Genomic DNA, 25,737 nt, shown 5'->3' with positions numbered 1-25,737 from the left:
ATTTGGTATAAAGAGTGTTTGAAATTTTTATGAATATTGTTTTTGATAATAATCTTTATAAGAACCAGATGTTACGTTTTGTAACCATTCTTCGTTATTCAAATACCAATTTATTGTTCTTTCTAAGCCTTCTTCAAAAGTAACAGATGGTTTCCATCCTAATTCTCTATTAATTTTTGAAGCATCAATTGCATAACGTAAATCATGACCTGGTCTGTCTTTTACATATGTAATCAATTCTGCTGAAGTTCCACTTTCTCTTCCTAATTTTCCATCCATAATTTGGCATAATAATTTTACCAAATCAATATTTTTCCATTCGTTGAACCCTCCAATATTATATGTTTCATGATTTTTTCCTTCATGAAAAACTAAATCTATTGCAATGGCATGGTCTTCAACAAAAAGCCAATCCCTTGTATAATTTCCATCTCCATAAACTGGCAAAGGTTTATTATTAATGATATTATTAATAAAAAGAGGAATTAATTTTTCAGGGAAATGAAATGATCCATAATTGTTTGAACAATTAGTTAACACATATGGTAAACCATAAGTTTCGCCATATGCCCTCACAAAATGATCAGAACTGGCTTTTGAAGCCGAATAAGGAGAATTAGGATCATAAGAAGTCGTTTCAGTAAATAATCCTTCCGCACCTAATGAACCATAAACTTCATCTGTACTAATATGGTAAAATCTTTTTCCTTCAAAATTATCTTTCCATTGATCTTTAGCTGCATTTAACAAATTCATAGTTCCAATAACATTCGTTTTTACAAATGCCAAAGGATCTTCTATAGAACGGTCAACATGAGATTCTGCTGCTAAATGTAAAACTCCTTGAAAGTTATGTTCTGCAAAGAGTTTATTTATAAATTCCTCATCAACTATATCGCCTTTTACAAAAGTATAATTAGAATTATTTTCAATATCCTTAATGTTTTCTAAATTACCTGCATACGTTAATGTATCTAAATTGAATATTTGATATTCAGGATATTTATTTACAAAACGTCTTACTACATGCGATCCAATAAAACCAGCACCACCAGTTATAAGAATTTTTTTCATTTTACTTTCAATTAATTTAACAAATCAGATTTTTGCTTTTCTAATTCACTATAAATATCCTTTACTTCTTGTGAATTTTCCTTATGCAGGATTAAATTTGCCGATTCAGTATATACAAAAATAGTATTCTTTAATCCTAAAAATGTAGTATGCTTATCACAACCTATAACCATATTCCCATTCTTATCAATAGGATGATTTTTAGAAATCAGATAATCATAAACTGACTCAAAAGAACCTAAATCTGACCATGAAAAAGCTGCGGGAACTACTTTTATTTTCTTACTGCGTTCCATCACAGCGTAATCAATACTAATCGATGGAATTTCTAATGACAAATCAAGATCTAAAAATCCATTTTTACTCGATTCCCAAACAATCTTAGACTTCTCATAAACGTCAGGTTGAAATTGCTTCAATTCGTCTAAAAGAACTCCGGCTTTGAAACAAAACATACCACTATTCCATAAAAAATTGCCTCTTGAAATAAAATCTTTCGCAGTAGTTTCATTCGGTTTTTCACGAAATGAAATTACTTGATCTCCTTTTGATTCAATATAACCATATCCAGTTTCCGGCTTGGTTGGAATAACTCCAAATGTCACAATAAAACCATCTTCAGCTTTTGAAATTGCTTCATCAATAGCGTTATTATAATTTTCCATCAAATCTATAATATGATCAGATGGTGTTACTATTAATATATCGTCTGTTTTTGATGCAAATGCAGCAAATGCAATTGCCGCAGCAGTATTTCTGGGAGTCGCTTCAACAATATTTATATATTCTGTTTCAGACTTTTTCATCACTTTTTCACTTAAATGATGATTATCAACATTCCCCACAACCATCACCTTATTTGCTAAATGACTATTACGATCAACAGTCATCTCAAATAAAGATTTATCCTCAAATATTTCTAAATATTGTTTTGGTTGACTCTTGCGAGAAAGGGGCCATAATCTACTTCCTACTCCACCTGTTAAAATTACATGTGTAATTGTTTTTTCTGTACTCATTATCTTTAAATAAAAAAAGGTTTACCTACTATAATCTGTTATCAGCTATAGCTCCCAGCACTCCTTTTACATCATATAATAAACTATTATCGTTTTGCAACTCTGAAAAATTTAAATTAAAAAACTCAGCATGTGCAACTCCTAATACAATTGCATCGAATTTTTCTTTTGGAACTGAATTGATTGTTGTCAATTCATATTCTTCTTTCACTTCTTCAACATTTGCTAAAGGATCATAAATTGTAACTGATATACCATACTCTGCTAATGCTTTAATTACATCAACAATTTTAGTATTTCTTACATCAGGGCAATTTTCTTTAAATGTGATACCAAGCATTAATAGCTTAGCTCCATTAACGGAAATTCCTTTTTTGATCATTAATTTGACAACTTGAGAGGCAATATATTCTCCCATACTGTCATTTAAACGTCGTCCGGCTAAAATTATTTCAGGGTGATATCCAAATTCCTGTGCTCTTTGGGCCAAATAATAAGGATCAACACCAATACAGTGTCCGCCAACTAAACCTGGCTTAAAAGGTAAAAAATTCCATTTTGTTGCTGCAGCCGCTAGTACTTCCTGAGTATCAATATTCATTAGATTAAATATCTTCGCTAACTCATTTACAAAAGCAATATTTATATCTCGTTGAGAGTTCTCTATCACTTTAGCTGCTTCTGCAACTTTTATAGATGGTGCCAGATGAGTTCCGGCTGTAATAACTGATTTATACAAGGCATCAACCTTAATTCCAATATCAGGAGTTGAGCCAGATGTAACTTTTAAAATTTTCTCTACTGTATGCTCTTTATCTCCTGGATTTATTCTCTCAGGTGAGTATCCCGCAAAAAAATCTTCATTAAAAACAAGTCCTGAAATTTTTTCTAAAACAGGAACACATTGCTCTTCTGTTACTCCAGGATATACTGTAGATTCATAAATAACAATATCACCCTTTTTTAATATTTTACCAACTGATTCACTTGATTTATATAAAGGTGTTAAATCTGGACGATTATTTTTATCTACAGGAGTAGGAACTGTTATTATAAAATAATTACATTCTGAAATATCTTCTAAAGAATTTGAACAATATAAGCCTCTTTCAGTATTTGAACTATTAACCAATACTTTTTTTAAAGTCTCACTATCAACTTCTAATGTACTATCGAAACCAGAATTTAAACTTTTTATTCTTGACTCATTTATATCAAAACCTACAACAGGATATTTTGTAGCAAATAATCTAGCTAAAGGCAAACCAACATAACCTAAACCTATAACGGCAATTTTAATATCGTTACCCATTTTACTCTCTTTTTTACTAATTTCGTTCATCACAATTCACAGCTTCGCCTCTCTGTGTCACATAAATGTAACACAGATATTAAAAGTTCAATTTTGCGCAAATATAAGGTATTACTTCTACTTATTCAATACGGTTTACCTTAAAGCATTAAAGAAAATAACAAAACCCTTTAATACAGTAGTAATCCGCAAATTATAGTCCAAATAAATCTGCAATAACAATAGAAAACAGGAAATAAAACCTAAAAAATAAGATTTTATTTCCTGTTTCCTATTTATTTTATCTTTAAAACGAATTATTTATATTTAATTTTCAAGACACAACCTAACGATTCTAGTATTAGAATATAATGTGTCTTTGAAACTTCCTGTACTATTGCCTCTTGGTTACTAAATACTCCCGATTCCAATTTTATCTTATCTCCAACTTGAATTGTTGCAACCGATACTTCACTAATATTAGGTGATGACAGGCTAGATTTAATAATACTAATTTCTTCATCTTTTACTATAGCAGGTTTCCCTAACCAAAACAAATACCTTATAACTCCTGCAACTTCAAAAACACTATTACGATCAGTATCATTTAACTGAACAAAAACATAAGAATTAAACAAAGGAACTTCAATTTTTTTCTTACGATCTGACCATTGCTTTACCTGAGTAATTAATGGACAATAACATTCAATGCCTGCTTGATTTAGTTTTTCAGCAACCTTCTTTTCCCATTTAGGCTTTGTGTATATTACGTACCAATTCATAATCTTTCTTTTAATTGAAACAAAACATTAAAATCACAACTAAGAACCTATTCCTTTATATATAAAACCTATTGACTCCACTTCCTTGGCATTCAGAATATTCCTTCCATCAAAAAGGAACGCAGGCTTATGCATCGAATCATATATTTTTTGCCAATCGTAAGTTGTAAACTCATCCCATTCTGTCAGAATTGCAATTGCATGAGCTCCTTCGCATGCTTTATAAGCATCTTCAAATATTGACAATGCTTTGCTGTTTTCTTCAACAGACCTCGTTTGCAAATAATCCAAATCGCTCAACATTTTATTTCTCGAAACTTTTGGGTCATAGACCGAAATTTTAGCCTGTTCATTAATCAAATCATCCGCAACATAAATAGCAGCAGATTCTCGAGTATCATTTGTGTCTTTTTTGAAAGCCCATCCTAAAAATGCAATTTTCTTATCGGCAACTGTATTATATAAAGTCTGAACAATTTTATTAGAAAACCTTCTTTTTTGATGATCGTTCATTATAATCACCTGCTCCCAATAATCTGCAACTTCATTTAATCCATATGATTTAGCTATGTATACTAAATTCAGAATATCCTTTTGAAAACATGATCCACCAAAACCAACTGATGCTTTTAAAAATTTTGAACCAATTCGTGAATCCATCCCAATTGCTTTTGCTACTTCATTAACATCTGCACCTGTCTTTTCACATAATTCAGACATTGCATTTATAGATGAAATTCGTTGAGCTAAGAAAGCATTTGCTGTTAATTTTGACAATTCTGATGACCAAACATTAGTTGTTAAAATCTTAGATTTATCTACCCAATTTGCATACACATTAACTAAAGCATTTATTGCATCCTGTCCTTCTGGCGTTGTATCACCTCCAATTAAAATCCGATCAGGATTTAATAAATCAGTTACTGCGGTGCCTTCTGCCAAGAATTCCGGATTTGATAAAATTTGAAATTGAACTCCATTTCCTGTATTATCTAATATACTTTTGATAGCTTCAGCAGTTCGAACTGGCAAAGTAGATTTTTCAACAACAATTTTATTTTGTTTTGCAACCTTAGCAATCTGTCTTGCACATAATTCAATATACTTTAGATCTGCAGCCATTCCTTTTCCTTTACCATAGGTTTTAGTTGGCGTATTTACAGATATAAAAATCACCTGAGCTTCATCAATTGCTTTTTCAACTTCTGTAGAAAAGAAAAGATTTCTACCTCTTGCTTCAGCGACTATTTCTGCAAGTCCTGGCTCATAAATTGGAATATTATCTGTATTTGGATCATTCCAATCTTTAATTCTTTGTTCGTTCAAATCAACAACTGTAACTTGAATATTTGGACATTTTTGAGCAATTACTGCCATAGTTGGACCTCCAACATAACCTGCACCAATGCAACAAATTTTTGTAATTTCCATTTAACTTTATATTATGTAATCTATACTTTATTTTAAATTATCCCAATACCAATTTACAGCCTCTCTTAACCCTTCTTTCAAAGAGTATTTCGGATTGTAATCTAATATTTTTTTCGCCTTATCAATACTTGCTAAAGAATGAGGAATATCTCCAATTCTATTATCACCATGAATAATCGGCACATCTGCAATTTTTGAATCATATTCAGACAAATATTCTTTAAGATATTGAACCAAATCATTCAAAGTATTACGATCTCCAAAAGCAGTATTATAAACTGTATTGACTGCTTCTGGCTTTTGACATTTCATTGCCAATTCATTCATCTGAATCACATTGTCTATATAGGTAAAATCTCTGGAATAATTCCCGTCTCCATTTATTACCGGACTTTCATAATTCATTAATTGTGTAACAAATTTTGGAATTACTGCTGCATAAGCCCCATTAGGGTTTTGTTTTCTCCCAAAAACATTAAAATAGCGTAATCCAATAGTTTCAAAACCATACGTTTTTCCAAAAATCTCTGCATATAATTCGTTTACATATTTTGTGATAGCATATGGAGACAATGGTTTCCCAATCACATCTTCTACTTTTGGCAACCCTTCAGAATCTCCATACGTAGAAGAACTTGCTGCATATATAAATCTTTTTATTCTCGCATCACGTGAAGCCATCAGCATATTTAAAAAACCAGAAACATTTACATCATTAGTAGTAATCGGATCATTTATAGATCTTGGAACAGAACCTAATGCAGCCTGATGCAGAACATAATCAACTCCTTCAACCGCTAATTTACAGTCTTCCAAACTTCGTATATCTCCCTCGATTAATTTAAAATTTGGATTCTCTAAAAAATCTTTTAAATTTTCATGATAACCTGTCGAGAAATTATCCAGACAGATAACTTTATGGCCTTTATCTAAAAAATATTCACATAAATTCGAACCTATAAATCCTGCTCCTCCTGTTATTAAAATAGTATTTCGAGTAAATGTTTGCATCTGAAATTATTTTTTTAATAATCTTTTATAAATAGTTTTTACAAAACTTGATTTCTCTACTTCATCATGATACCCGTTTGAATAAGCTCCATAACCATAACCGTAGCCAGATCCGTATTTTGCTTTATTCTCATACCCATTCAAAACTATACTAGCATTATTTAATTCCCCCCTTTTGATTCTTGTGTTCAACAACGTAATCATATCTTTTTTAGTATAGTTTTGTCTAACAATATACAAGGTAACATCTGCATATTGTGCCAACTCTAAAGCATCAGACACTAAACCTACTGGCGGGGTATCTAAAATAATATAATCGTACTTTTGCTTTAATTCATCAATTAATTCTTTCATCGCGTCACTCAAAATTAATTCTGAAGGATTTGGCGGTATTGGCCCGGAAAGAATAACATCTAAATTTGGCACTTTTGTTGAGCTTATAATTTCTGATAAACTATTTTGCTTAATTAAATAATTTACAACTCCAGTTTGAGTAGTTAAGCCAAACTCATCAGCTAATCTGGGTTTTCTCAAATCCAATCCAACAATCACAGTTTTCTTTTCACTCAGAGCAAAAACTGTTGCAATATTAATAGAGCAAAATGTTTTACCTTCTCCACTTATAGACGAAGTAATCATTAACGTTTTTGTACCATTAACCTGCTGTTTTTTATACAGAAATTGTAAAGATGAGCGTATTCCTCTAAAAGCTTCTGACAACGCTGATTTTGGTTTATCAAAAACCGCTAAGCTTTTAGCATCCTTATTAACTCCAATGACTCCGATTAATGGTATCTGACTTACTTTACTAATATCATCAGCATTTTGAACTGAATTATTGATAAAGAAAATTCCAAAAACAACTAATAGAGGAATCAGTATGCCTAAAAACAATGCCAGTATGTAATTAACCGAAGTTTTGGGACCAATTAAGCCCCCGCCAATATCTTTTGCAGGATCAATAAAATGAATATCTGATAAATTCGACGCTTTAACAATTTCGGCTTCATTACGTTTTTGAAGAAACTCTGTATAAATATTATCATTTAGATCATATTTTCGCTTGATTTTCAATAATTCCTGTTGTTCTTCCGGCAATCTTCTAACTGTACTTTCAGCCTCTCCAATTTTAGCATTTACCAATGACAAATCATACAATAAGGAAGATTTTGCTGAAGCAATATTTTCCAACAAAACGCTCTTTACTGCTTGCATTTGGCTATCGAAATCTTTGAAAATTTTCTCACTTTTAACAGCATAACTCATTTCTGATCTTTGTGCAGAAAGCTCAATAAGCTTTGACACATTAGCCACTATATTTGGATCTTCAATTCCCGCAACAGATGGTGCTGGTAAGCGCGAATAATCAACACTATTGCTCAGATAAGCTTTTAAAGAATTATAATATGTGATTTTCCTTGTAACCTGATCCTTTTGAAGATCAAAATCCATTATCTTATCAGAAACCTTTGCTCCTCCTCCTTCAATTTCATAGATATTTTTATCTTTTCTAAAAGTTTTAAGTTCATTTCCAGTCTGCTTTAATTGCGATTCCATTGCAACAAGGGTACTATCTATAAATCTTATGGTATTATTGGCAAATTGATTTTTTCCATCTAACTGAATTTTGATTAACATTTTAACTGTCGAATTCAAATATTCAACCAACCTTGCTTTATTAGTCCCGTGCATTCCCAAAGTTAAAATAGAACCTCCTTTGTCATCAGCATCAATACTTATTCCTTTGTAACGAGAAACAGTACCGTCAAAATCATTAAATTGAACAAAATATTCATTCCCAACATAGAACCCGGGATTTTCTTTTATTTCCAATTTCCAATTTAAAAAAGGTATAGAAACTTGTTGGCCAACTTTAAATCTTTTAATGTATTCTACTGGCTGAACCGCCGTACTAGAATAAGTATTTTCAGAATAATTTACTATTGATACTGAATTACTTTCAAACGGTATACGAATTTCATACTCGTCTGGACTTAAAAATTTAATTTTAATTAAGGTATTTGCTAATTGTCCTTTCGTCTTATCTATATTAACATAAAACGGAACAGCACCGTAAGAATCTACTAAATTGTATTTTCCTTGAGTGAGATAATCAATATAATACTGCAACTTATTAACTACTTGTTCATTATGAGATCTGGATTGTAGTATTGTAGAAATACCTGTCACTTGATCAGAGATTCCGCCCCAATTAAAAACCAAACTTGTATTAGAAGTAAAAAAAGGATTGCTTTCTTCTTTAATAGAAATAACAGTTTCCATTCCATAAATTTTCTCTTTACGAACGTTAACCTGATATGCAATAACAAATGCAATAATTAAACTAACTAAAAACCATTTCCAATAACTGGCAATTTTTAGTAAGAACCCTTTAAAATCAAAATTGGAATGATTTTCAAAAATGGAAAAATCTTTTATATCTAACATCTTTATATCTTAGCTTTAATTTTTGATAATTAGATAAACAGTTGTCGCAAGAGATAACAATGTAATTATTGTGCCTATAGACTGTATACCAGTCTGACCTGTTCCCCAAGTTTTTTGCCTTAATGGTTTCACATAAATATAATCATTTGGCTGTAAATAATAATAAGGTGATTTCATTACGTTAGCATCTGTCAGATCTATTTCATGCATTTGCACTCCTGTAGGAGTTTGTCGTATCACCGTCACAGCTTTCCTATTTCCAACTGTAGTAATATCTCCCGAATTAGCAATCGCCTCCATAATATTTACATGTTCCTGAAACAATGTTTTAGTACCTGTATTACCAACTTCTCCATTTATAGTATATCTAAAACCTGCTAATTTAACCGTAACAAAAATATTTGCTTCACTCTTAAAGTATTCTTCAAGCAGTTTTTTCTCAATCATACCTCTCACTTCTTCAAGAGTATAACCAATAACGTTTATCTCACCTAAAATTGGCATTCTGATATTCCCATGATCATCTACTGTAAATCCGTCAAAGTATAGGGCAGCCTCAGATCTACCTGTTGCTGATGTGGCACTTTCTGTTTTGCTGAAAATAGATACCAGCTTAGGATCTATTGCTTTTATATTAACGCTTAAAACATCATTAACCTGCAATCTATACGGTTTAGACTCTACTGCTGCAACTGTATTTTGCTCTCCTGTTGAATTCTTATCCTGTAAGTATACCAAATCTTTAATGGGAATACATGAGGTAAAAAATGAGCTAATTAATAGTAGAATATAAATGCTTTTTTTTGTCATTATTTCAATTTTATCGGCAAATATAGTTTTTCCTTTAATCTTTAAAAAATCTATATTTTATTGGGGTTTTAGTTAATTATTTTTGAATGTTTTTTCAAATGGAACTCTATGTATAATACTTCTGCCAAGAGTTACTTCATCAGCATATTCCAGCTCATCTCCTACAGATATTCCTCTTGCAATTGTAGAAATTACAATTTCCGACTCGGCAATTTGTTTGTAAATATAAAAGTTTGTCGTGTCTCCTTCCATTGTTGAGCTAAGAGCAAAAATAATTTCGACTACTTTTCCAGATTTGACTTTTCCAACCAAACTTGAAATATTCAACTGACTTGGACCTACACCTTCAATAGGCGAAATTTTACCCCCTAAAACATGATATATCCCCTTATATTGTCCAGTATTTTCAATAGCCATAACATCCCGAATATCCTCAACCACACATATTGTCTGATGATTTCTTCCTTCATTGGCGCAGATCTCACACATTTTGGTATCTGAAATATTATGACAACTTTCACAAAATTTAATATTCTCACGCATATTTAATAATGCCTGAGACAAAAAACCGGTTTGTTCTTTTGGTTGTTTAAGCAAATGAAGAACCAGTCGCAATGCCGTACGCTTCCCAATTCCAGGCAACTGCGACATTTCATTGACTGCTTTCTCTATTAATTTTGATGAAAATTCCATGGCAACAAAAATAACACTTTTAATGGTTCAGCCATCTTAGAGACAAGTAAATTCAATGCTTGTTTATAATAGAAATCATATTAGCCAAGAATCCTCATATTTATGCAATACGATTCTTTCAAATTAAATAATTCAATGGAGTGAAATATATCTAAAAAACTAATACTGATTTGTAGCCAATAAAACCAATGTACAAGCAACTTCGGCTTTAATATTATTTAGTTCTAATAATTGATACAATTCCGGATTTTCAGTCCCCGGATTAAAAACAACTCTTTTAGGTTGTGCTTCAATAATATAATTATAGTAATCTCGCTGACGAGCAGGATTTAAATACAATGTAACAGTATCTATATTTTTAACAGGTATAGCTTTAGTATGAATTTTTACACCTGCAACTTCACCACTATTCTGACCGATTGCCAAAACTGTATGCCCTTTTTGAACTAACATATTAATTGCTCTGAAAGCGTAACGTTCTGGCTTTGTGGTAGCACCAAGAACTAAAGTTTTTTTGTTTTTCATTTTTTCAATATCTAGCGCAAAAGTAATGAAAAAGTCCGAGCAAACTCTATGATATTGATTTAGAATTACTAGCAAAAAAAGATAATAACTTAATACCAATATGTTCTGAAGTACTAAAATTTGATTATTTTTACTTTACTAACCAAAACAATATGGATTTATTCATTTATTTATTTGCCGCACTTTTTTCTGTTTTAAACCCAATAGGCACTGTTCCAATTTTTGTTGGACTAACGCAACATGATTCTCAAAAGGAACGTTCAAGAATTTCACTTTGGACAGCCATAAATGTTTTCATCATTTTAATAGTCTCCTTTTTTATAGGACAATATGTTTTAACTTTTTTCGGAATAAGCATTGATGCCCTGCGAATTGCCGGCGGAATTGTAATTGTAAATTCCGGATTTTCTTTATTATCTGGTAAATTCAATAAAAAACGAGGAATTAATAAAAAGATAGAAAATGAAGCTCAACAAAGAAATGATATCGCATTAACTCCATTAGCGATTCCAATGTTGGCTGGCCCTGGATCAATTTCTTTATTGATTGCTTTCTACCAAGAACATCATCAAATGGAAGAAATTGCGATTTCAAGCTTAGCCATTTTTGCAATTGCCGTAGCTATTTTTGCCATCTTAAAAAGCGCTCATTATTTAGCACGAATATTAGGAGCATCCGGAATTGTGGCAATTTCCAGGATAGTTGGTTTCATAGTTATTTCTATTGGAATTCAATATATAGTAAGTGCAATTGTAAATATTATAAAAGGAAATTTTTAATACTAATAGTTATTAGTAAAAAATAAAAGGGATAAAATTACATTGTAACTTTATCCCTTTTATTTTTAAAATTTCTTGACTTAGCTCCTTGGTAAAAAAACCTCTGCCATCATACATCTTGCACTACCACCGCCGCAAGCTTCGATAGTATCTAAACTTGAACTCAAAATTTCTGCATGTTTTTCTAACTGTTCAATTTGTTTCGCAGTCAGACTTTGATGAGCTGAAGCACTCATAACGATATATCTCTTATCATTAGTTCCTCGAACTTCCAGCATATTACCAGCAAAATTATTTACCTGATCTTCACTTATCAGAATAACTTCTTTCTTATCATCTTTTAAATTTTCCAAAACCATTTTACGTTCTTTTTTATCATCTATACAATCTGCACAGATAACCGCAAAAGTTTCACCTAGGCACATCATAACATTTGTATGATAAATTAACTTGCGTTCACCATTCACCGTTTGGAAAGCCTCAAATATTACTGGAGCATAATCAAAATCTTCACAAAACTCAATAAATAGTTCTTCATCTGCACGAGGAGACAATGCACAATATGCTTTTGCATTTTCTCTGTCTAAAAGCAAGCTTCCAGTTCCTTCAAGAAAATACCCATCATCTTCTGCTGATGTATAATCCATTATATTTGAAATCTCAAAACCTTTTTCTTCCAAAGTATCCAAAATATCTTCGCGACGTTCCTGACGACGATTTTCAGCAAACATAGGATAAAGTGCTACATCTCCATTTTCATGAAAAGAAACCCAGTTATTTGGAAATATACTATCTGGTGTATCTGTTTCCAAATTATCCTCGATTACAGTAACATCAACCCCAACCGTTCTAAGTTTTTCTACAAAAACATCGAATTCCTGTTGTGCTTTTGCATTTACTGTACTTGGCAATAAACCATCTAAAACTTTTTGATAATAATTATTTACAGCTGTCTGTTCATTCATTCTGAAAGCAACAGGCCGAATCATTACAATTGCATTTGTTGTTTGTCTCATATTCTATATTATTTGCATCAAGTTTTTAATTTTAACAACTAAAACCTGAAATCATCTTTTTTAGTCTCTAATCAAAGGTAAAGTTGAACATCTCAATAAACCTTCTTGTTTTGCAATCTCCGCATACGGAATTTCTTCAACAACAAATCCATTTGCGCGAAGCCAATTGTTTAATCGAGTAAAGTTTTTCTCTGAAACCACTACATTTTCATCTATGGAAAACACATTTGAAAACATATTATACATTTCGTCTCTTTCGATATGAAACAAATTTTCCTTTCCAAAAAGATTTACCAAATAAGTATAATCCGCTTCCTCCCGAAAACCTCTTTTATATATAATCCCTTTATTTTTTCCAACTGGCTGAAAGCAACAATCAAGATGTAATGCATTATCACGAGCTTCCAATTTAGATTTAACCAAATCAAACTCCTTAACAATTTTATTTGGGAATAATTCTTTAATATATTTTACACCGTGCATATTCGTTCGTGCGGTAATATAATCTTTATAGTCGCTTCCTTTATAAGTTCCAATAAAAATATGATCATTCCAAAGCATTACATCTCCTCCTTCGATATGAACTTCTTCTGGTGGACGAACTACTTTTAACGGATCCATTTGATCTATTACGTACTGAATTGCATCAAGTTCACGCTCACGATCTGGTAATATATTAGATTTTACAAACGTATCATCTATAACAAAACCGATATCTCTTGCAAAAATTTGATTATAATTTTCAATCATTTCCGGACGATATACTTTAACATCGTATTTTTGAAAAACGGCATTAAAAGCATCCATTTCTGCAACCATATCTTTTTCGATCGGATAGGTTCCTGCTTTTATATGTTCCAATGATTTAGGATCGTAGGCTTCATCTAAAGAAGGAGTTGGCCCATTATGAACTGCAGAACCCAAGACAACAGCACGCAGTCTGGAAGTTTCGTTCTTTATATTTAATTGCAACATAACTTTATTATATTTTGAACAAAGATAAAAAAAGCTTCACAGTTAAGTGAAGCTTTAATTTTTTTTATTTGTTAGACTTAAAGTCTCTCAATGGATGCCCAGTATAAATTTGTCTTGGCCTTCCTATTGGCTCTTTATTTTCACGCATTTCTTTCCATTGTGCGATCCAACCCGGTAATCTACCAATAGCAAACATTACAGTAAACATATCAGTTGGAATTCCTAATGCTCTGTAAATAATCCCAGAATAGAAATCCACATTTGGATATAAGTTTCTTGATTTGAAATACTCATCTTCAAGTGCTGCTTTTTCTAATTTTCTTGCAATATCTAAAATTGGATCTTCAACACCTAAAGTTTCTAATACTTCTGTAGCTGCTTTTTTGATGATTTTTGCTCTTGGATCAAAGTTTTTATACACTCTATGACCGAAGCCCATTAAACGGAAAGGATCGTTTTTATCTTTTGCTTTTGCTAAAAATTTATCTGTATCACCACCGTCTTTGTTAATTTCTTCAAGCATCTCAAGTACAGCTTGATTAGCACCACCGTGAAGTGGCCCCCAAAGTGCCGAAACTCCTGCAGAAACAGAAGCAAATAAACCTGCATGTGAAGAACCTACCATTCTAACTGTCGAAGTAGAACAGTTTTGCTCATGATCCGCATGAAGAATGAATAATTTATCTAAAGCATTAACAATTACAGGATTTGCTGCATATGGCCCGGTAGGCAATTTAAACATCAATTGCATAAAACTTTCTACATATCCTTTTGTATTATCATAATAATTCAATGGATAACCCATAGATTTTCTGTAGGTCCATGTTGCAATTACAAGAAATTTAGCCATTGTTTTACAAATAGCTTCGTACATTTCTTTTTCATTATCAACATTTACCGCTTTAGGATTAAAGGCAGTTAATGCACTTGTTAAAGCAGATAACACTCCCATCGGGTGTGCCGTTTTAGGGAAACCATCAATGATATTTTTCATTTCTTCGTTTACCAAAGAATGTTTTTTAATACCATTTTCAAATTGCTCTAATTCAGCAACTGTAGGTAATTCTCCAAAAATTAAAAGATAAGATACTTCTAAGAAACTAGCTTTCTCAGCCAAATCTTCAATTGAGTACCCTCTGTAACGCAAAATTCCAAGTTCTCCGTCTAAGAAAGTGATTTCACTTGTACAAGATCCAGAATTTTTATATCCAGGATCAATTGTAATAAAACCTGTTAAATCACGTAATTTGTTAATATCGATAGCAGATTCATTTTCGCTTCCTGTGATAACCGGAAGTTCAATTTTTTTGCCATCTACTTCTAGTGTAGCTATTTTTGACATAATATAATCGGGAATAATTCTATAAAATAATAATTTATCAAATCTAAGGAATTTAAGACTAACTAAAAAAAGAATACTGCTATGAATTTGTTAAAAGTCCAAAAAAAAACCATCCGCAAAGGCGAATGGTTTAAATTCAATGTATATCTTACAATTATTTAATTTTGAAAGCATTTAATCCAGGGAAGTAAGCAGTACTTCCAAGTTCTTCTTCAATTCTTAATAATTGATTGTATTTTGCCATACGATCAGAACGAGAAGCAGAACCAGTTTTGATTTGCCCACAGTTTAAAGCTACCGCTAGATCTGCAATTGTATTATCTTCTGTCTCTCCTGAACGGTGAGACATCACTGAAGTATAACCTGCATTTTTAGCCATATTTACAGCAGCAATCGTTTCTGTTAAAGTACCAATTTGGTTTACTTTTACTAAAATTGAATTTGCAATTCCTTTTTCGATACCCGTAGATAAACGCTCAACATTAGTAACAAATAAATCATCACCTACTAACTGCACTTTATTTCCAATTTTTTCAGTTAAGTATTTCCATCCGTTCCAGTCATCTTCATACATACCATCTTCGATAGAGATAATTGGATATTTAGCCGCAAGTTCAGCTAAATAATCTGCTTGCTCTTCAGAAGTTCTGATTTTACCAGTTTCACCTTCAAACTTAGTATAATCGTATTTACCATTTACATAAAATTCAGAAGCAGCACAATCAAGAGCGATCATGATTTCGTCACCAAAACTATATCCAGCTTTTTCAACTGCTAATTTGATAGTATCTAAAGCATCTTCAGTACCTCCGGCTAAGTTTGGAGCAAAACCTCCTTCATCACCAACAGCTGTACTTAAACCTCTGTCGTGTAAAACTTTTTTCAGGCTGTGGAAAATTTCAGTACCCATTTGCATAGCATGTGTAAAAGAAGTCGCTTTTACAGGGAAAATCATGAATTCCTGGAATGCGATAGGCGCATCAGAGTGAGAACCACCATTGATGATATTCATCATCGGAACAGGCAATGTATTTGCAGAAACACCTCCTACATATCTGTATAATGGCAATCCAAGTTCATTAGCAGCAGCTTTTGCAGCAGCCAAAGAAACTCCTAAAATAGCATTTGCTCCTAATTTAGATTTATTTGGAGTTCCATCTAAATCAATCATTAATTGATCAATTGTATTTTGTTCGAAAACAGAAGTTCCAACTAATTCTTCAGCAATAACAGTATTTACATTGTTCACTGCATTCAAAACTCCTTTTCCAAGATAAGCTTTACCTCCGTCACGTAATTCAACAGCTTCGTGCTCTCCAGTTGATGCTCCAGATGGAACAGCAGCTCTTCCTAAAACTCCATTTTCAGTTACTACATCAACTTCAATAGTAGGATTACCTCTAGAATCAAGAATTTGTCTTGCGTGAACTTTAATTATAATACTCATTATTTTTGTTTTTTTATTAGTAAATTATATTTTTTTTTCGAAATTATAAAAATATTTAATACTTAAAACCTATTTAATACATTAAACACCTTTATTTATTAACTACATCGTTTTAGCGATAGATAGTTTTATATTCTCTACAAACTGATCGAACAAATAAGACGAATCATGTGGTCCGGGACTTGCTTCCGGATGATATTGTACAGAAAAGCAATTTTTATTTTTCATACGCATTCCGGCAACTGTTCCATCATTCAAATGTAAATGTGTAATTTCTAATTCCGGATGATTATCTAGCTGTTCTTTGTTTACAGCAAAGCCATGATTTTGCGAAGTAATTTCCCCTCTTCCAGTTATAATGTTTTTCACAGGGTGATTGATCCCTCTATGTCCATTAAACATTTTATAAGTCTGAACACCATTTGCCAAAGCAATTACCTGATGTCCCAGACAAATTCCAAACAAAGGCTTATCATTTGCCAGAATATCTTTTGCAACTTCGATAGCACCAAAAAGCGGATCTGGATCTCCAGGACCGTTTGATAAGAAATAACCATCTGGATTGAATTCTGCTAAATCTTTGTAAGTCGAATTATATGGAAACACCTTAATGTAACAATCTCTTTTGGCAAGATTTCTTAAGATATTCTTTTTAATTCCTAGATCCAAAGCCGAAACTTTATATCTAGCATTTTCATCCCCAAAAAAATAAGGCTCAGTAGTCGATACTTTTGAAGCCAACTCTAAACCTTCCATGTTTGGCACATTAGCCAATTCTTTTTTCAAATCTTCAATAGAAGTACCGTCAGTACAAATAACAGCATTCATAGCTCCATTATCGCGAATATAGCTAACAAGCGCACGCGTATCAACATCAGAAATACAGATTAAATTCTGCTTTGTAAAATAATCTTCCAAACTTCCGGAAGCCATTTCACGAGAATAGTTAAAACTAAAGTTTTTACAAACCAAACCAGCAATTTTAATGCTATCAGATTCAATCTCTAAATCATTAACTCCGTAATTTCCAATGTGTGCATTAGTAGCAACCATAATTTGACCAAAATACGAAGGATCTGTAAATATTTCCTGATATCCCGTCATTCCAGTATTAAAACAAACTTCACCAAAAGTCTTACCGGTAATTCCGATAGATTTTCCGTGAAAAATAGTTCCATCACTTAGTAATAAAATGGCGCTTTGTCGTGTTGTGTATTTCATTCTTTAATTGTATTGTTTTTATAATCTGTGAAACCAGTCAGACTCGCTTCAATTGTAATTAGATTTTTTTGCAAATTTACTTCTTTAAAAGAGTGCCTCCAAGATTTTTTAAAAATTTCATTGGTAAAAATTAAACCTAACAGTTTAAATAAGTTAGATTTTGATATCTTTCAAAAAAATCAAAAAAAAAGGATAAACTAAAAATTAGCTTATCCTTGATTTCTATAGAATCATTACTTTCATAATTATTCAGAAGCTTCAGTAGTCGTTTCTGCTTCAGCTGCTGGAGCTTCAGGAGTACCTTCCGCTTTTTTAGCTTTACTACCACGACGGCTTTTTGCTTTTTTAACTTCTTTTTTACCACCATTGTAAAGTTCATTGAAATCTACAAGTTCGATCATTGCCATATCAGCATTATCTCCCAAACGATTTCCAACTTTAATGATACGAGTGTATCCACCTGGACGGTCACCAACTTTAGCAGCTACATCTCTGAACAAGTCAGTTACAGCATATTTACTACGTAAGTAAGCAAAAACAATACGACGGTTGTGAGTCGTATCCTCTTTTGATTTTGTAATTAAAGGCTCAACAAATTGTTTAAGCGCTTTAGCTTTAGCAACAGTAGTGTTAATACGTTTGTGCTCAATAAGAGAACAAGCCATATTAGCCAACATAGCTTTTCTATGTCCAGTCTGTCTGCTTAAGTGGTTGAATTTTTTTCCGTGTCTCATGACGTGTTTTTTTTATCTTCATCTTGCTACAATCCACTATGGAGAGCAAAATATGAAGTAAATTATTCTTTATCTAATTTGTATTTAGCTAAATCCATTCCGAAAGTTAAATTCTTCACTGCAACAAGTTCATCAAGTTCAGTTAAAGATTTTTTACCGAAATTACGGAATTTCATCAGGTCATTTTTATTGAACGATACTAAATCACCAAGTGTATCAACTTCAGCCGCTTTCAAGCAATTTAATGCTCTAACAGATAAATCCATATCAACAAGCTTAGTTTTAAGCAATTGTCTCATATGCAATGACTCTTCATCATACGATTCTGTTTGTGCAATTTCGTCAGCCTCGAGTGTAATTCTTTCGTCAGAAAATAACATGAAGTGGTGAATTAAAACTTTAGCAGCCTCAGTAAGAGCATCTTTAGGATTAATAGATCCATCAGTTTTAATTTCAAAAACTAATTTTTCGTAATCCGTTTTTTGTTCAACACGGAAGTTTTCAATTGCATATTTTACATTTTTTACCGGAGTAAAAATAGAATCTGTAAAAATAGTACCAATTGCTGCATTTTGTTTTTTGTTCTCCTCAGCAGGAACGTATCCTCTACCTTTTTCGATTGTTAAATCGAAGTTCAATTTGATTTTAGAATCTAAATTACAGATAACAAGATCTGGGTTCAGAACTTGAAAACCTGAAATAAATTTCTGGAAATCACCTGCTGTTAACTGATCTTTACCAGAAACAGAAATTGTAACTGCTTCATTATCGATATCTTCAATCTGACGTTTGAAACGTACTTGTTTAAGATTAAGGATAATTTCGGTAACATCTTCAACAACACCTGAAATAGTAGAAAACTCATGATCTACACCCTCGATACGAACCGATGTAATTGCATAACCTTCTAATGCTGAAAGCAAAACTCTTCTAAGTGCATTACCAACAGTCAATCCATAACCAGGTTCTAAAGGTCTAAATTCGAATTTACCTTCAAAATCGGTTGAATCGATCATGATAACTTTATCGGGCTTTTGAAAATTAAATATTGCCATAAATTTCGACTAAGTCAATTATTATTTGTTGTACAACTCTACGATTAATTGTTCTTTAATGTTTTCTGGAATTTGAAGTCTTGCAGGTACAGAAACAAACGTTCCTTCTTTAAGATCATTGTTCCAAGTAATCCATTCATAAACATGACTTGAATTTGATAAAGAACGTTCGATAGCTTCTAAAGATTTAGATTTTTCACGAACTGCAACTTTATCACCAGGCTTAAGGTGGTAAGAAGGAATATTAACAACTTCACCATTTACAGTAACGTGTCTGTGAGATACAATTTGACGTGCACCTCTTCTAGAAGGAGCGATACCCATTCTAAAAACTACGTTATCCAATCTTGCTTCGCATAATTGTAATAAAACTTCACCAGTAACTCCTTTAGTAGCTGATGCTTTTTCGAATAAATTTCTGAATTGTTTTTCTAAAATTCCGTAAGAATATTTAGCTTTTTGCTTTTCCATTAACTGAACAGCGTACTCAGATTTTTTTCCTCTTTTTTTAGCCATCCCGTGTTGTCCAGGTGGGTAATTTCTTTTTTCGAAAGACTTATCATCTCCGAAGATTGCTTCGCCAAATTTACGAGCGATTCTTGTGCTAGGACCAGTATATCTTGCCATTTTAATTTGTTTAAGATAGAGATTATGAATTCAGGTCTTATCCTTCGATAATCTATATTCTATCTAGGTTATACTATAATAAATTTGAGTATTAAACTCTACGTCTTTTTGGAGGACGACATCCGTTGTGAGGCATTGGAGTAACATCGATAATCTCAGTAACTTCAATTCCACCGTTATGAATAGAACGGATAGCAGACTCACGTCCGTTTCCTGGTCCTTTTACATAAACTTTTACTTTTTTAAGTCCTGCCTCAAGAGCTACTTTACTACAATCTTCTGCTGCCATTTGAGCTGCGTACGGAGTATTCTTTTTAGAACCTCTGAAACCCATTTTACCAGCTGAAGACCAAGAAATAACTTCACCTTTCTTATTAGTCAAAGAAATGATAATATTGTTGAAAGTGGCAGAAATATGAGCTTCACCCGTTGATTCAACGATAACTTTACGTTTTTTTGCAGTTGCTTTAGCCATATTACTTATTATTTAGTTGCTTTTTTCTTGTTAGCAACAGTTTTTCTTTTACCTTTTCTTGTTCTAGAGTTGTTTTTAGTTCTTTGTCCTCTTAACGGAAGACCAGATCTATGACGGATACCTCTGTAACAACCAATATCCATTAAACGTTTGATGTTCAAAGAAACTTCAGAACGTAATTCTCCTTCAATTTTGTAAAATGAAACTGCATCACGAATTGCTCCGATCTCGTCATCATTCCAATCTTGAACTTTTTTATCTTGGCTTACTTGAGCTTTCTCTAAAATCTCAATAGCTCTACTTCTTCCTAATCCGAAGATATAGGTAAGTGCGATAACACCTCTTTTGTTTTTTGGGATATCTACCCCTGCTATTCTTGCCATAATTATCCTTGTCTTTGTTTAAATCTAGGATTCTTTTTGTTTATTACGTACAGTCTCCCTTTTCTACGCACGATAATGCACTCGGCACTTCTCTTTTTTACTGATGCTCTAACTTTCATAGTAATTATCCTTTAATATCGATAAGTAATTCTTGCTTTTGACAAATCGTAAGGACTCATTTCTAGTTTCACTTTATCACCAGGTAATAATTTGATGTAATGCATACGCATTTTACCAGAAATATGAGCAATTACAATATGTCCATTTTCTAACTCTACACGGAACATCGCATTAGATAATGCTTCAATGATTGATCCGTCTTGTTCTATTGCTGATTGTTTTGCCATAAATATATTAAGCTACTGCTTTTCTATTTTTACCAGTCTTCATTAAACCATCATAATGTTTATTCAACAAGTATGAATTGATTTGTTGAATCGTGTCTATTGCAACTCCCACCATAATTATTAATGAGGTACCTCCAAAAAACATTGCCCAAGATTGTTGTACATCCATAATACTTACAACAATGGCTGGGAACACAGCAATCAAAGCAAGGAATAAAGATCCTGGGAAAGTTATTAAAGACATCACTTTATCAAGAAATTCAGAAGTTTCAGCTCCCGGACGAACACCCGGAATAAAACCACCACTTCTTTTTAAATCATCAGCCATTTTGTTTGTAGGTACAGTAATTGCAGTGTAAAAGAATGTAAATACAATAATTAAAGTTGCAAATACAAAATTATACCAAAAACCAAACATATTGCTAAATGCTCCAACGATAGATTGTGATGTATCTGATTTAGACAATCCAGCTACAGCTGCAGGTATAAACATAATTGCCTGAGCAAAAATGATTGGCATAACTCCAGAAGCATTAAGCTTAAGAGGAATCCATTGTCTGTTACCACCTGCTAAATCTTGCTCGTAGTCTCCAGTTGTAGTACGACGAGCGTATTGAACTGGAATTCTACGTACTGCCATTGTCAATAATACACAAGAAATAATAACCAATAACCATACGATAATTTCGATAGCCATTAACATTAAACCTCCAGCGTTATTAGTAACAACAGATTTAAATTCTTGTATAAAAGCTTGTGGTAAACGAGCCAAAATACCCACCATAATTAATAATGAAATTCCATTTCCAATACCTTTATCTGTAATCTTTTCTCCAAGCCACATAGCAAAAATAGTACCAGTAACTAAGATAATAACAGACGAAAATAAAAACTCAGGAGAGTTAAAACCTAGTAAAAATGCATTTCCAGGTAACGTTCTGTATAAATTGTAGATATAAGTTGGACCTTGAACCAATGTAATAGCAATAGTTAACCAACGTGTAATTTGGTTAATCTTTTTTCTACCACTCTCTCCATCATTTTGAAGTTTTTGCAAATAAGGAATAGCAATTCCCATTAACTGAACAACAATAGAAGCAGAAATGTAAGGCATAATACCTAAAGCAAAAACTGAAGCTTTAGAGAATGCACCTCCGGTGAACATGTCTAGGATAGATCCTAAACCATTTTTAGTTTGTCCTGCTAACCCCATCAATTGAGTTGCGTCAATTCCAGGAAGCGTTACGTGTGCTCCAAAACGATATACTAAAAGTAATCCTAAAGTAATTAGAATTCTGTTTTTCAGTTCTTCGATTTTCCAAACATTGCTTATTGATTCAATAAATTTCTTCATACAATAGAAAAATTATATTGTTACAGCCTCTCCTCCAGCAGCTTCAATAGCAGCTTTTGCAGTAGCAGTAAATTTGTGAGCAGTTACTTTTAATTTTGCTTTCAACTCTCCTCTACCTAAAATCTTAACGATTTCATTTTTGGTAGCTAGACGGTTTGCTACGAAATCTGTCATAGAAACAGAATCAGTAATCACACCATTGTCTACTAATAATTGAAGCGTATCTAAATTAACACCTTCGTATTCTTTACGATTGATGTTTGTGAAACCAAACTTAGGTACACGTCTTTGAAGTGGCATTTGCCCTCCTTCAAAACCAATCTTTTTAGAATAACCAGAACGAGATTTTGCTCCTTTGTGACCTCTTGCAGCAGTGCCACCTTTTCCAGAACCTTCTCCTCTACCTAATCTTTTATTTTGATTGTGCGTTGATCCTTCAGCTGGTTGTAAGTTACTTAAATTCATAACAGTATTTGTTATTTAGCTTCTTCAACAGAAACTAAGTGTTTAACTTTGTTTATCATACCAAGGATAGCAGGATTTGAATCATGCTCTACAACTTGTCCCATTTTACGTAGACCTAAAGCTTCCAAACCTCTCTTTTGAGAAAGAGGACAGTTGATTTTGCTTCTTACTTGTTTTACTAATAATTTAGCCATAATTTCCTTGAATTAACCTTTAAAAACTTTTTCTAAAGAAACACCTCTTTGTTTTGCAACAGTGTGAGCGCTTCTCATTTGTAATAAAGCATCAAAAGTTGCTTTCACTACGTTATGAGGATTTGATGATCCTTGAGATTTAGATAATACATCGTGAATACCTACTGATTCAAGAACTGAACGAACAGCTCCACCAGCAATAACTCCAGTACCATGAGAAGCAGGAATTAAGAATACACGCGCACCACCAAATTTACCTTTTTGTTCGTGAGGAACTGATTGTCCATTCAAAGGAATTTTTACTAAATTTTTCTTAGCATCTTCTACTGCTTTCGCAATTGCTTCAGAAACGTCTTTAGATTTTCCTAATCCATGACCAACTACTCCATTTTCATCACCTACAACTACAATAGCAGAAAAACCGAAAGCTCTACCACCTTTTGTAACTTTAGTAACACGATTAACACTTACCAGACGATCTTTAAGTTCAAGACCACTTGGTTTTACCAATTCTACATTTTTGTATTTAGACATAATATATTAGAATTTAAGTCCAGCCGCTCTTGCGCCTTCTGCTAATGATTTAATACGACCGTGATACAAATATCCACCTCTGTCAAAAGTGATGGTATCGATCCCAGCTTTTAACGCTTTCTCTGCAACTAGTTTTCCAACAGCAGCAGCTACTTCAACGTTAGTACCTTTTCCTATTTCTTTTTCTCTTGAAGATGCAGCTAATAAAGTAACTCCATTTACATCATCAATAAGTTGAGCGTAAATTTCTTTGTTACTTCTAAATACAGATAATCTTGGATTAGCAGCAGTACCACTAATTGACTTTCTAATTCTGAATCTAATTCTCTGTCTTCTATCAGATTTTGTTAATGACATAATCTTATTTTTTAAGCTGATTTACCTGCTTTTCTTCTTAATACTTCACCCACAAATTTAACACCTTTTCCTTTGTACGGTTCAGGCTTACGGAAACCTCTGATTTTCGCAGCAACTTGACCTAAAAGTTGTTTATCAAATGATGTTAACTTTACGATAGGGTTTTTACCTTTTTCAGATATTGTTTCTAAAGATACTTCTGGAGCAATTTCTAAAACAATATTGTGAGAATATCCAAGAGCTAAATCTAACTTTTGACCTTGGTTTGAAGCTCTGTAACCAACTCCAACTAATTCTAGTTCTTTAGTAAAACCTTCAGATACACCAACAATCATATTACTGATTAATGATCTGTATAATCCGTGTTTTGCTCTTTGGTCTTTATGATCAGACGATCTTTCTACTAAAATTTGATCGCCTTCAACTTTTACAGTTACGTCCGAAAACTCCTGAGTTAGTTGACCTTTTTTTCCTTTTACTGTAATAATACCGTCTTTAACTTCTACAGTTACACCAGCAGTGATTACAATTGGGCTTTTACCTATTCTTGACATCTTTATCTAGTGTTTAAAATTAGTATACGTAGCAAATTACTTCACCACCTACATTTAATTGCTTAGCTTGTTTTCCAGTCATCAAACCTTTTGATGTAGAAACAATAGCAATTCCTAATCCGTTAAGGATTCTCGGTAATTTGGCAGCACCTGCGTACTTACGTAAACCAGGTTTACTAATTCTTTGGATATCTTTAATTACAGGCTCTTTAGTATCTTTATCATACTTCAAAGCGATTTTGATCGAACCCTGAACAGTGTTCGTCTCAAATTTGTAACTTAAGATGTAACCTTGATCAAATAAGATCTTAGTTATCTCTTTTTTTAGATTAGAAGCTGGAATTTCAACAACTTTGTGGTTTGCAGCCACAGCGTTACGAACTCTAGTCAAATAATCTGCAATAGGATCTGTATACATATGTATTTGATTGCGATTATGGTTTTCGGGAGACACCCGTCTCCCGAACCTTTAATCAATTAAAATTATTTTTTGGTTTGCAAAAGTAATAACTTATTACGAGATTACCAAGATGCTTTTTTAACACCAGGAATTAATCCATTATTAGCCATTTCACGGAAAGTTACACGAGAAATACCAAATTGACGAATATAACCTCTTGGTCTACCTGTTAATTTACAACGATTGTGCAAACGAACTGGTGAAGCATTTTTAGGTAATTTCTGTAAGCCTTCATAATCTCCAGCTTCTAATAAAGCTTTTCTTTTTTCAGCATACTTAGCTACCGTTTTCTCTCTTTTCACCTCACGGGCTTTCATTGATTCTTTAGCCATGT

At 32.6% G+C, this 25,737-nt stretch carries 31 protein-coding genes; 1 reads left to right on the top strand and 30 read right to left on the bottom strand.

The annotated features are described in order from the left end of the window. Nucleotides 1–27: 27 nt before the first annotated feature. The 10 genes from rfbB to KHA98_RS15775 form a co-directional block, all read right to left on the bottom strand. Nucleotides 28–1,074 (bottom strand): dTDP-glucose 4,6-dehydratase, encoded by a 1,047-nt coding sequence (gene rfbB, locus KHA98_RS15820; RefSeq protein WP_213258872.1) that lies wholly within the window; start codon nt 1,072–1,074, stop codon nt 28–30. Between the two features lie 11 nt (nt 1,075–1,085). Then, nucleotides 1,086–2,093 (bottom strand): mannose-1-phosphate guanylyltransferase, encoded by a 1,008-nt coding sequence (locus tag KHA98_RS15815; protein WP_213258871.1) that lies wholly within the window; start codon nt 2,091–2,093, stop codon nt 1,086–1,088. Nucleotides 2,094–2,121: 28 nt separating this feature from the next. After that, on the bottom strand, nt 2,122–3,405 hold the full coding sequence (locus tag KHA98_RS15810) for a nucleotide sugar dehydrogenase (protein ID WP_213258870.1): 1,284 nt from the start codon (nt 3,403–3,405) through the stop codon (nt 2,122–2,124). 296 nt (nt 3,406–3,701) lie between these two features. Next, nucleotides 3,702–4,166 (bottom strand): UpxY family transcription antiterminator, encoded by a 465-nt coding sequence (locus tag KHA98_RS15805; protein WP_213258869.1) that lies wholly within the window; start codon nt 4,164–4,166, stop codon nt 3,702–3,704. Nucleotides 4,167–4,205: 39 nt separating this feature from the next. Then, nucleotides 4,206–5,597: a UDP-glucose 6-dehydrogenase gene (locus tag KHA98_RS15800; RefSeq protein ID WP_213258868.1), complete on the bottom strand. Its 1,392-nt coding sequence runs from the start codon at nt 5,595–5,597 to the stop codon at nt 4,206–4,208. A 27-nt stretch (nt 5,598–5,624) separates the two neighbouring features. Beyond that, the gene (locus KHA98_RS15795) at nt 5,625–6,608 is read right to left on the bottom strand and encodes an SDR family oxidoreductase (protein WP_213258867.1); all 984 of its coding nucleotides are present in this window, start codon (nt 6,606–6,608) and stop codon (nt 5,625–5,627) included. A gap of 6 nt (nt 6,609–6,614) precedes the next feature. After that, entirely contained in the window at nt 6,615–9,056 is a 2,442-nt protein-coding gene (locus KHA98_RS15790; RefSeq protein ID WP_213258866.1) for a polysaccharide biosynthesis tyrosine autokinase, read from the bottom strand. Nucleotides 9,057–9,071: 15 nt separating this feature from the next. Further along, nucleotides 9,072–9,866 (bottom strand): polysaccharide biosynthesis/export family protein, encoded by a 795-nt coding sequence (locus tag KHA98_RS15785; RefSeq protein ID WP_213258865.1) that lies wholly within the window; start codon nt 9,864–9,866, stop codon nt 9,072–9,074. A gap of 72 nt (nt 9,867–9,938) precedes the next feature. After that, nucleotides 9,939–10,559 carry a recombination mediator RecR gene (gene recR / locus KHA98_RS15780; protein WP_213258864.1) on the bottom strand — a complete coding sequence of 207 codons (621 nt, stop codon included), beginning with the start codon at nt 10,557–10,559 and terminating at the stop codon, nt 9,939–9,941. A 159-nt stretch (nt 10,560–10,718) separates the two neighbouring features. Continuing rightward, nucleotides 10,719–11,084, bottom strand: a complete 366-nt coding sequence (locus tag KHA98_RS15775) for a CoA-binding protein (protein ID WP_213258863.1) — start codon at nt 11,082–11,084, stop codon at nt 10,719–10,721. Nucleotides 11,085–11,236: 152 nt separating this feature from the next. On the opposite strand from KHA98_RS15775, the gene KHA98_RS15770 reads away from it, so the two are divergent. Continuing rightward, on the top strand, nt 11,237–11,863 hold the full coding sequence (locus tag KHA98_RS15770) for a MarC family NAAT transporter (protein ID WP_213258862.1): 627 nt from the start codon (nt 11,237–11,239) through the stop codon (nt 11,861–11,863). An 80-nt stretch (nt 11,864–11,943) separates the two neighbouring features. Here the strand turns inward: KHA98_RS15770 and ctlX are convergent, their stop codons facing one another. The 20 genes from ctlX to rpsN all read right to left on the bottom strand — a co-directional run bounded on the left by ctlX (nt 11,944) and on the right by rpsN (nt 25,735). Next, a complete protein-coding gene (ctlX, locus tag KHA98_RS15765; protein WP_213258861.1) occupies nt 11,944–12,879 on the bottom strand; it encodes a citrulline utilization hydrolase CtlX in 936 nt (311 codons plus the stop codon). Nucleotides 12,880–12,939: 60 nt separating this feature from the next. Next, nucleotides 12,940–13,854 (bottom strand): dimethylarginine dimethylaminohydrolase family protein, encoded by a 915-nt coding sequence (locus tag KHA98_RS15760; protein WP_213258860.1) that lies wholly within the window; start codon nt 13,852–13,854, stop codon nt 12,940–12,942. A 64-nt stretch (nt 13,855–13,918) separates the two neighbouring features. Next, the gene (locus KHA98_RS15755; protein WP_213258859.1) at nt 13,919–15,196 is read right to left on the bottom strand and encodes a citrate synthase; all 1,278 of its coding nucleotides are present in this window, start codon (nt 15,194–15,196) and stop codon (nt 13,919–13,921) included. Nucleotides 15,197–15,350: 154 nt separating this feature from the next. After that, entirely contained in the window at nt 15,351–16,643 is a 1,293-nt protein-coding gene (gene eno, locus KHA98_RS15750) for a phosphopyruvate hydratase (RefSeq protein WP_213258858.1), read from the bottom strand. A gap of 102 nt (nt 16,644–16,745) precedes the next feature. Then, nucleotides 16,746–17,864 (bottom strand): glutamine-hydrolyzing carbamoyl-phosphate synthase small subunit, encoded by a 1,119-nt coding sequence (carA, locus tag KHA98_RS15745; protein ID WP_213258857.1) that lies wholly within the window; start codon nt 17,862–17,864, stop codon nt 16,746–16,748. A gap of 245 nt (nt 17,865–18,109) precedes the next feature. Further along, nucleotides 18,110–18,598, bottom strand: a complete 489-nt coding sequence (gene rplQ / locus KHA98_RS15740; protein ID WP_213258856.1) for a 50S ribosomal protein L17 — start codon at nt 18,596–18,598, stop codon at nt 18,110–18,112. A 62-nt stretch (nt 18,599–18,660) separates the two neighbouring features. Continuing rightward, the gene (locus KHA98_RS15735; RefSeq protein ID WP_026109818.1) at nt 18,661–19,653 is read right to left on the bottom strand and encodes a DNA-directed RNA polymerase subunit alpha; all 993 of its coding nucleotides are present in this window, start codon (nt 19,651–19,653) and stop codon (nt 18,661–18,663) included. A 21-nt stretch (nt 19,654–19,674) separates the two neighbouring features. Further along, nucleotides 19,675–20,280 carry a 30S ribosomal protein S4 gene (gene rpsD / locus KHA98_RS15730; RefSeq protein WP_035619621.1) on the bottom strand — a complete coding sequence of 202 codons (606 nt, stop codon included), beginning with the start codon at nt 20,278–20,280 and terminating at the stop codon, nt 19,675–19,677. A 91-nt stretch (nt 20,281–20,371) separates the two neighbouring features. Further along, the gene (gene rpsK / locus KHA98_RS15725; RefSeq protein WP_007803677.1) at nt 20,372–20,755 is read right to left on the bottom strand and encodes a 30S ribosomal protein S11; all 384 of its coding nucleotides are present in this window, start codon (nt 20,753–20,755) and stop codon (nt 20,372–20,374) included. Between the two features lie 8 nt (nt 20,756–20,763). Continuing rightward, a complete protein-coding gene (gene rpsM, locus KHA98_RS15720) occupies nt 20,764–21,138 on the bottom strand; it encodes a 30S ribosomal protein S13 (RefSeq protein WP_007803675.1) in 375 nt (124 codons plus the stop codon). A gap of 2 nt (nt 21,139–21,140) precedes the next feature. Next, nucleotides 21,141–21,257, bottom strand: coding sequence for a type B 50S ribosomal protein L36 (gene ykgO / locus KHA98_RS15715; RefSeq protein ID WP_002987490.1), 117 nt, complete (start codon nt 21,255–21,257; stop codon nt 21,141–21,143). Between the two features lie 12 nt (nt 21,258–21,269). After that, nucleotides 21,270–21,485: a translation initiation factor IF-1 gene (gene infA / locus KHA98_RS15710; protein ID WP_007136545.1), complete on the bottom strand. Its 216-nt coding sequence runs from the start codon at nt 21,483–21,485 to the stop codon at nt 21,270–21,272. A gap of 7 nt (nt 21,486–21,492) precedes the next feature. Further along, nucleotides 21,493–22,839, bottom strand: a complete 1,347-nt coding sequence (gene secY / locus KHA98_RS15705) for a preprotein translocase subunit SecY (RefSeq protein WP_213258855.1) — start codon at nt 22,837–22,839, stop codon at nt 21,493–21,495. Between the two features lie 12 nt (nt 22,840–22,851). Beyond that, complete coding sequence (gene rplO / locus KHA98_RS15700) at nt 22,852–23,304, bottom strand: 50S ribosomal protein L15 (protein ID WP_026982954.1); 453 nt, start codon at nt 23,302–23,304, stop codon at nt 22,852–22,854. An 11-nt stretch (nt 23,305–23,315) separates the two neighbouring features. Further along, complete coding sequence (gene rpmD / locus KHA98_RS15695; protein WP_017495010.1) at nt 23,316–23,498, bottom strand: 50S ribosomal protein L30; 183 nt, start codon at nt 23,496–23,498, stop codon at nt 23,316–23,318. A 12-nt stretch (nt 23,499–23,510) separates the two neighbouring features. Then, nucleotides 23,511–24,035, bottom strand: a complete 525-nt coding sequence (rpsE, locus tag KHA98_RS15690) for a 30S ribosomal protein S5 (RefSeq protein ID WP_085950926.1) — start codon at nt 24,033–24,035, stop codon at nt 23,511–23,513. A gap of 3 nt (nt 24,036–24,038) precedes the next feature. Then, nucleotides 24,039–24,389, bottom strand: coding sequence for a 50S ribosomal protein L18 (rplR, locus tag KHA98_RS15685; RefSeq protein WP_017495012.1), 351 nt, complete (start codon nt 24,387–24,389; stop codon nt 24,039–24,041). 11 nt (nt 24,390–24,400) lie between these two features. Next, nucleotides 24,401–24,943: a 50S ribosomal protein L6 gene (gene rplF / locus KHA98_RS15680; RefSeq protein ID WP_213258854.1), complete on the bottom strand. Its 543-nt coding sequence runs from the start codon at nt 24,941–24,943 to the stop codon at nt 24,401–24,403. 19 nt (nt 24,944–24,962) lie between these two features. Next, a complete protein-coding gene (rpsH, locus tag KHA98_RS15675; protein ID WP_029272051.1) occupies nt 24,963–25,361 on the bottom strand; it encodes a 30S ribosomal protein S8 in 399 nt (132 codons plus the stop codon). Nucleotides 25,362–25,465: 104 nt separating this feature from the next. Further along, a complete protein-coding gene (gene rpsN, locus KHA98_RS15670; protein WP_031456037.1) occupies nt 25,466–25,735 on the bottom strand; it encodes a 30S ribosomal protein S14 in 270 nt (89 codons plus the stop codon). Nucleotides 25,736–25,737 lie beyond the last annotated feature (2 nt).

Source organism: Flavobacterium branchiicola, from assembly GCF_018383905.1.
Classification (GTDB): Bacteria; Bacteroidota; Bacteroidia; order Flavobacteriales; family Flavobacteriaceae; genus Flavobacterium; species Flavobacterium branchiicola.
This window is presented reverse-complemented; position numbering and strand designations above follow the sequence as displayed.

Bases quoted from the DNA above. Each gene is read 5' to 3' on its own strand.
- KHA98_RS15755 (WP_213258859.1), bottom strand. From the start codon at position 15,196: ATGTCAAAAATAGCTACACTAGAAGTAGATGGCAAAAAAATTGAACTT.
- KHA98_RS15800 (WP_213258868.1), bottom strand. From the start codon at position 5,597: ATGGAAATTACAAAAATTTGTTGCATTGGTGCAGGTTATGTTGGAGGT.
- KHA98_RS15760 (WP_213258860.1), bottom strand. From the start codon at position 13,854: ATGTTGCAATTAAATATAAAGAACGAAACTTCCAGACTGCGTGCTGTT.
- secY (WP_213258855.1), bottom strand. From the start codon at position 22,839: ATGAAGAAATTTATTGAATCAATAAGCAATGTTTGGAAAATCGAAGAA.
- KHA98_RS15795 (WP_213258867.1), bottom strand. From the start codon at position 6,608: ATGCAAACATTTACTCGAAATACTATTTTAATAACAGGAGGAGCAGGA.
- rplR (WP_017495012.1), bottom strand. From the start codon at position 24,389: ATGTCATTAACAAAATCTGATAGAAGACAGAGAATTAGATTCAGAATT.
- rpsN (WP_031456037.1), bottom strand. From the start codon at position 25,735: ATGGCTAAAGAATCAATGAAAGCCCGTGAGGTGAAAAGAGAGAAAACG.
- ykgO (WP_002987490.1), bottom strand. From the start codon at position 21,257: ATGAAAGTTAGAGCATCAGTAAAAAAGAGAAGTGCCGAGTGCATTATC.
- infA (WP_007136545.1), bottom strand. From the start codon at position 21,485: ATGGCAAAACAATCAGCAATAGAACAAGACGGATCAATCATTGAAGCA.
- carA (WP_213258857.1), bottom strand. From the start codon at position 17,864: ATGAAATACACAACACGACAAAGCGCCATTTTATTACTAAGTGATGGA.
- KHA98_RS15735 (WP_026109818.1), bottom strand. From the start codon at position 19,653: ATGGCAATATTTAATTTTCAAAAGCCCGATAAAGTTATCATGATCGAT.
- KHA98_RS15785 (WP_213258865.1), bottom strand. From the start codon at position 9,866: ATGACAAAAAAAAGCATTTATATTCTACTATTAATTAGCTCATTTTTT.
- recR (WP_213258864.1), bottom strand. From the start codon at position 10,559: ATGGAATTTTCATCAAAATTAATAGAGAAAGCAGTCAATGAAATGTCG.
- rpsH (WP_029272051.1), bottom strand. From the start codon at position 25,361: ATGTATACAGATCCTATTGCAGATTATTTGACTAGAGTTCGTAACGCT.
- rpsM (WP_007803675.1), bottom strand. From the start codon at position 21,138: ATGGCAAGAATAGCAGGGGTAGATATCCCAAAAAACAAAAGAGGTGTT.
- rpsD (WP_035619621.1), bottom strand. From the start codon at position 20,280: ATGGCAAGATATACTGGTCCTAGCACAAGAATCGCTCGTAAATTTGGC.
- KHA98_RS15815 (WP_213258871.1), bottom strand. From the start codon at position 2,093: ATGAGTACAGAAAAAACAATTACACATGTAATTTTAACAGGTGGAGTA.
- rplF (WP_213258854.1), bottom strand. From the start codon at position 24,943: ATGTCAAGAATAGGTAAAAGCCCAATTGTAATCACTGCTGGTGTAACT.
- rpmD (WP_017495010.1), bottom strand. From the start codon at position 23,498: ATGGCTAAATTATTAGTAAAACAAGTAAGAAGCAAAATCAACTGTCCT.
- KHA98_RS15770 (WP_213258862.1), top strand. From the start codon at position 11,237: ATGGATTTATTCATTTATTTATTTGCCGCACTTTTTTCTGTTTTAAAC.
- rfbB (WP_213258872.1), bottom strand. From the start codon at position 1,074: ATGAAAAAAATTCTTATAACTGGTGGTGCTGGTTTTATTGGATCGCAT.
- KHA98_RS15775 (WP_213258863.1), bottom strand. From the start codon at position 11,084: ATGAAAAACAAAAAAACTTTAGTTCTTGGTGCTACCACAAAGCCAGAA.
- rplQ (WP_213258856.1), bottom strand. From the start codon at position 18,598: ATGAGACACGGAAAAAAATTCAACCACTTAAGCAGACAGACTGGACAT.
- KHA98_RS15810 (WP_213258870.1), bottom strand. From the start codon at position 3,405: ATGGGTAACGATATTAAAATTGCCGTTATAGGTTTAGGTTATGTTGGT.
- KHA98_RS15790 (WP_213258866.1), bottom strand. From the start codon at position 9,056: ATGTTAGATATAAAAGATTTTTCCATTTTTGAAAATCATTCCAATTTT.
- eno (WP_213258858.1), bottom strand. From the start codon at position 16,643: ATGAGTATTATAATTAAAGTTCACGCAAGACAAATTCTTGATTCTAGA.
- rpsK (WP_007803677.1), bottom strand. From the start codon at position 20,755: ATGGCTAAAGCAACTGCAAAAAAACGTAAAGTTATCGTTGAATCAACG.
- KHA98_RS15805 (WP_213258869.1), bottom strand. From the start codon at position 4,166: ATGAATTGGTACGTAATATACACAAAGCCTAAATGGGAAAAGAAGGTT.
- ctlX (WP_213258861.1), bottom strand. From the start codon at position 12,879: ATGAGACAAACAACAAATGCAATTGTAATGATTCGGCCTGTTGCTTTC.
- rplO (WP_026982954.1), bottom strand. From the start codon at position 23,304: ATGAATTTAAGTAACTTACAACCAGCTGAAGGATCAACGCACAATCAA.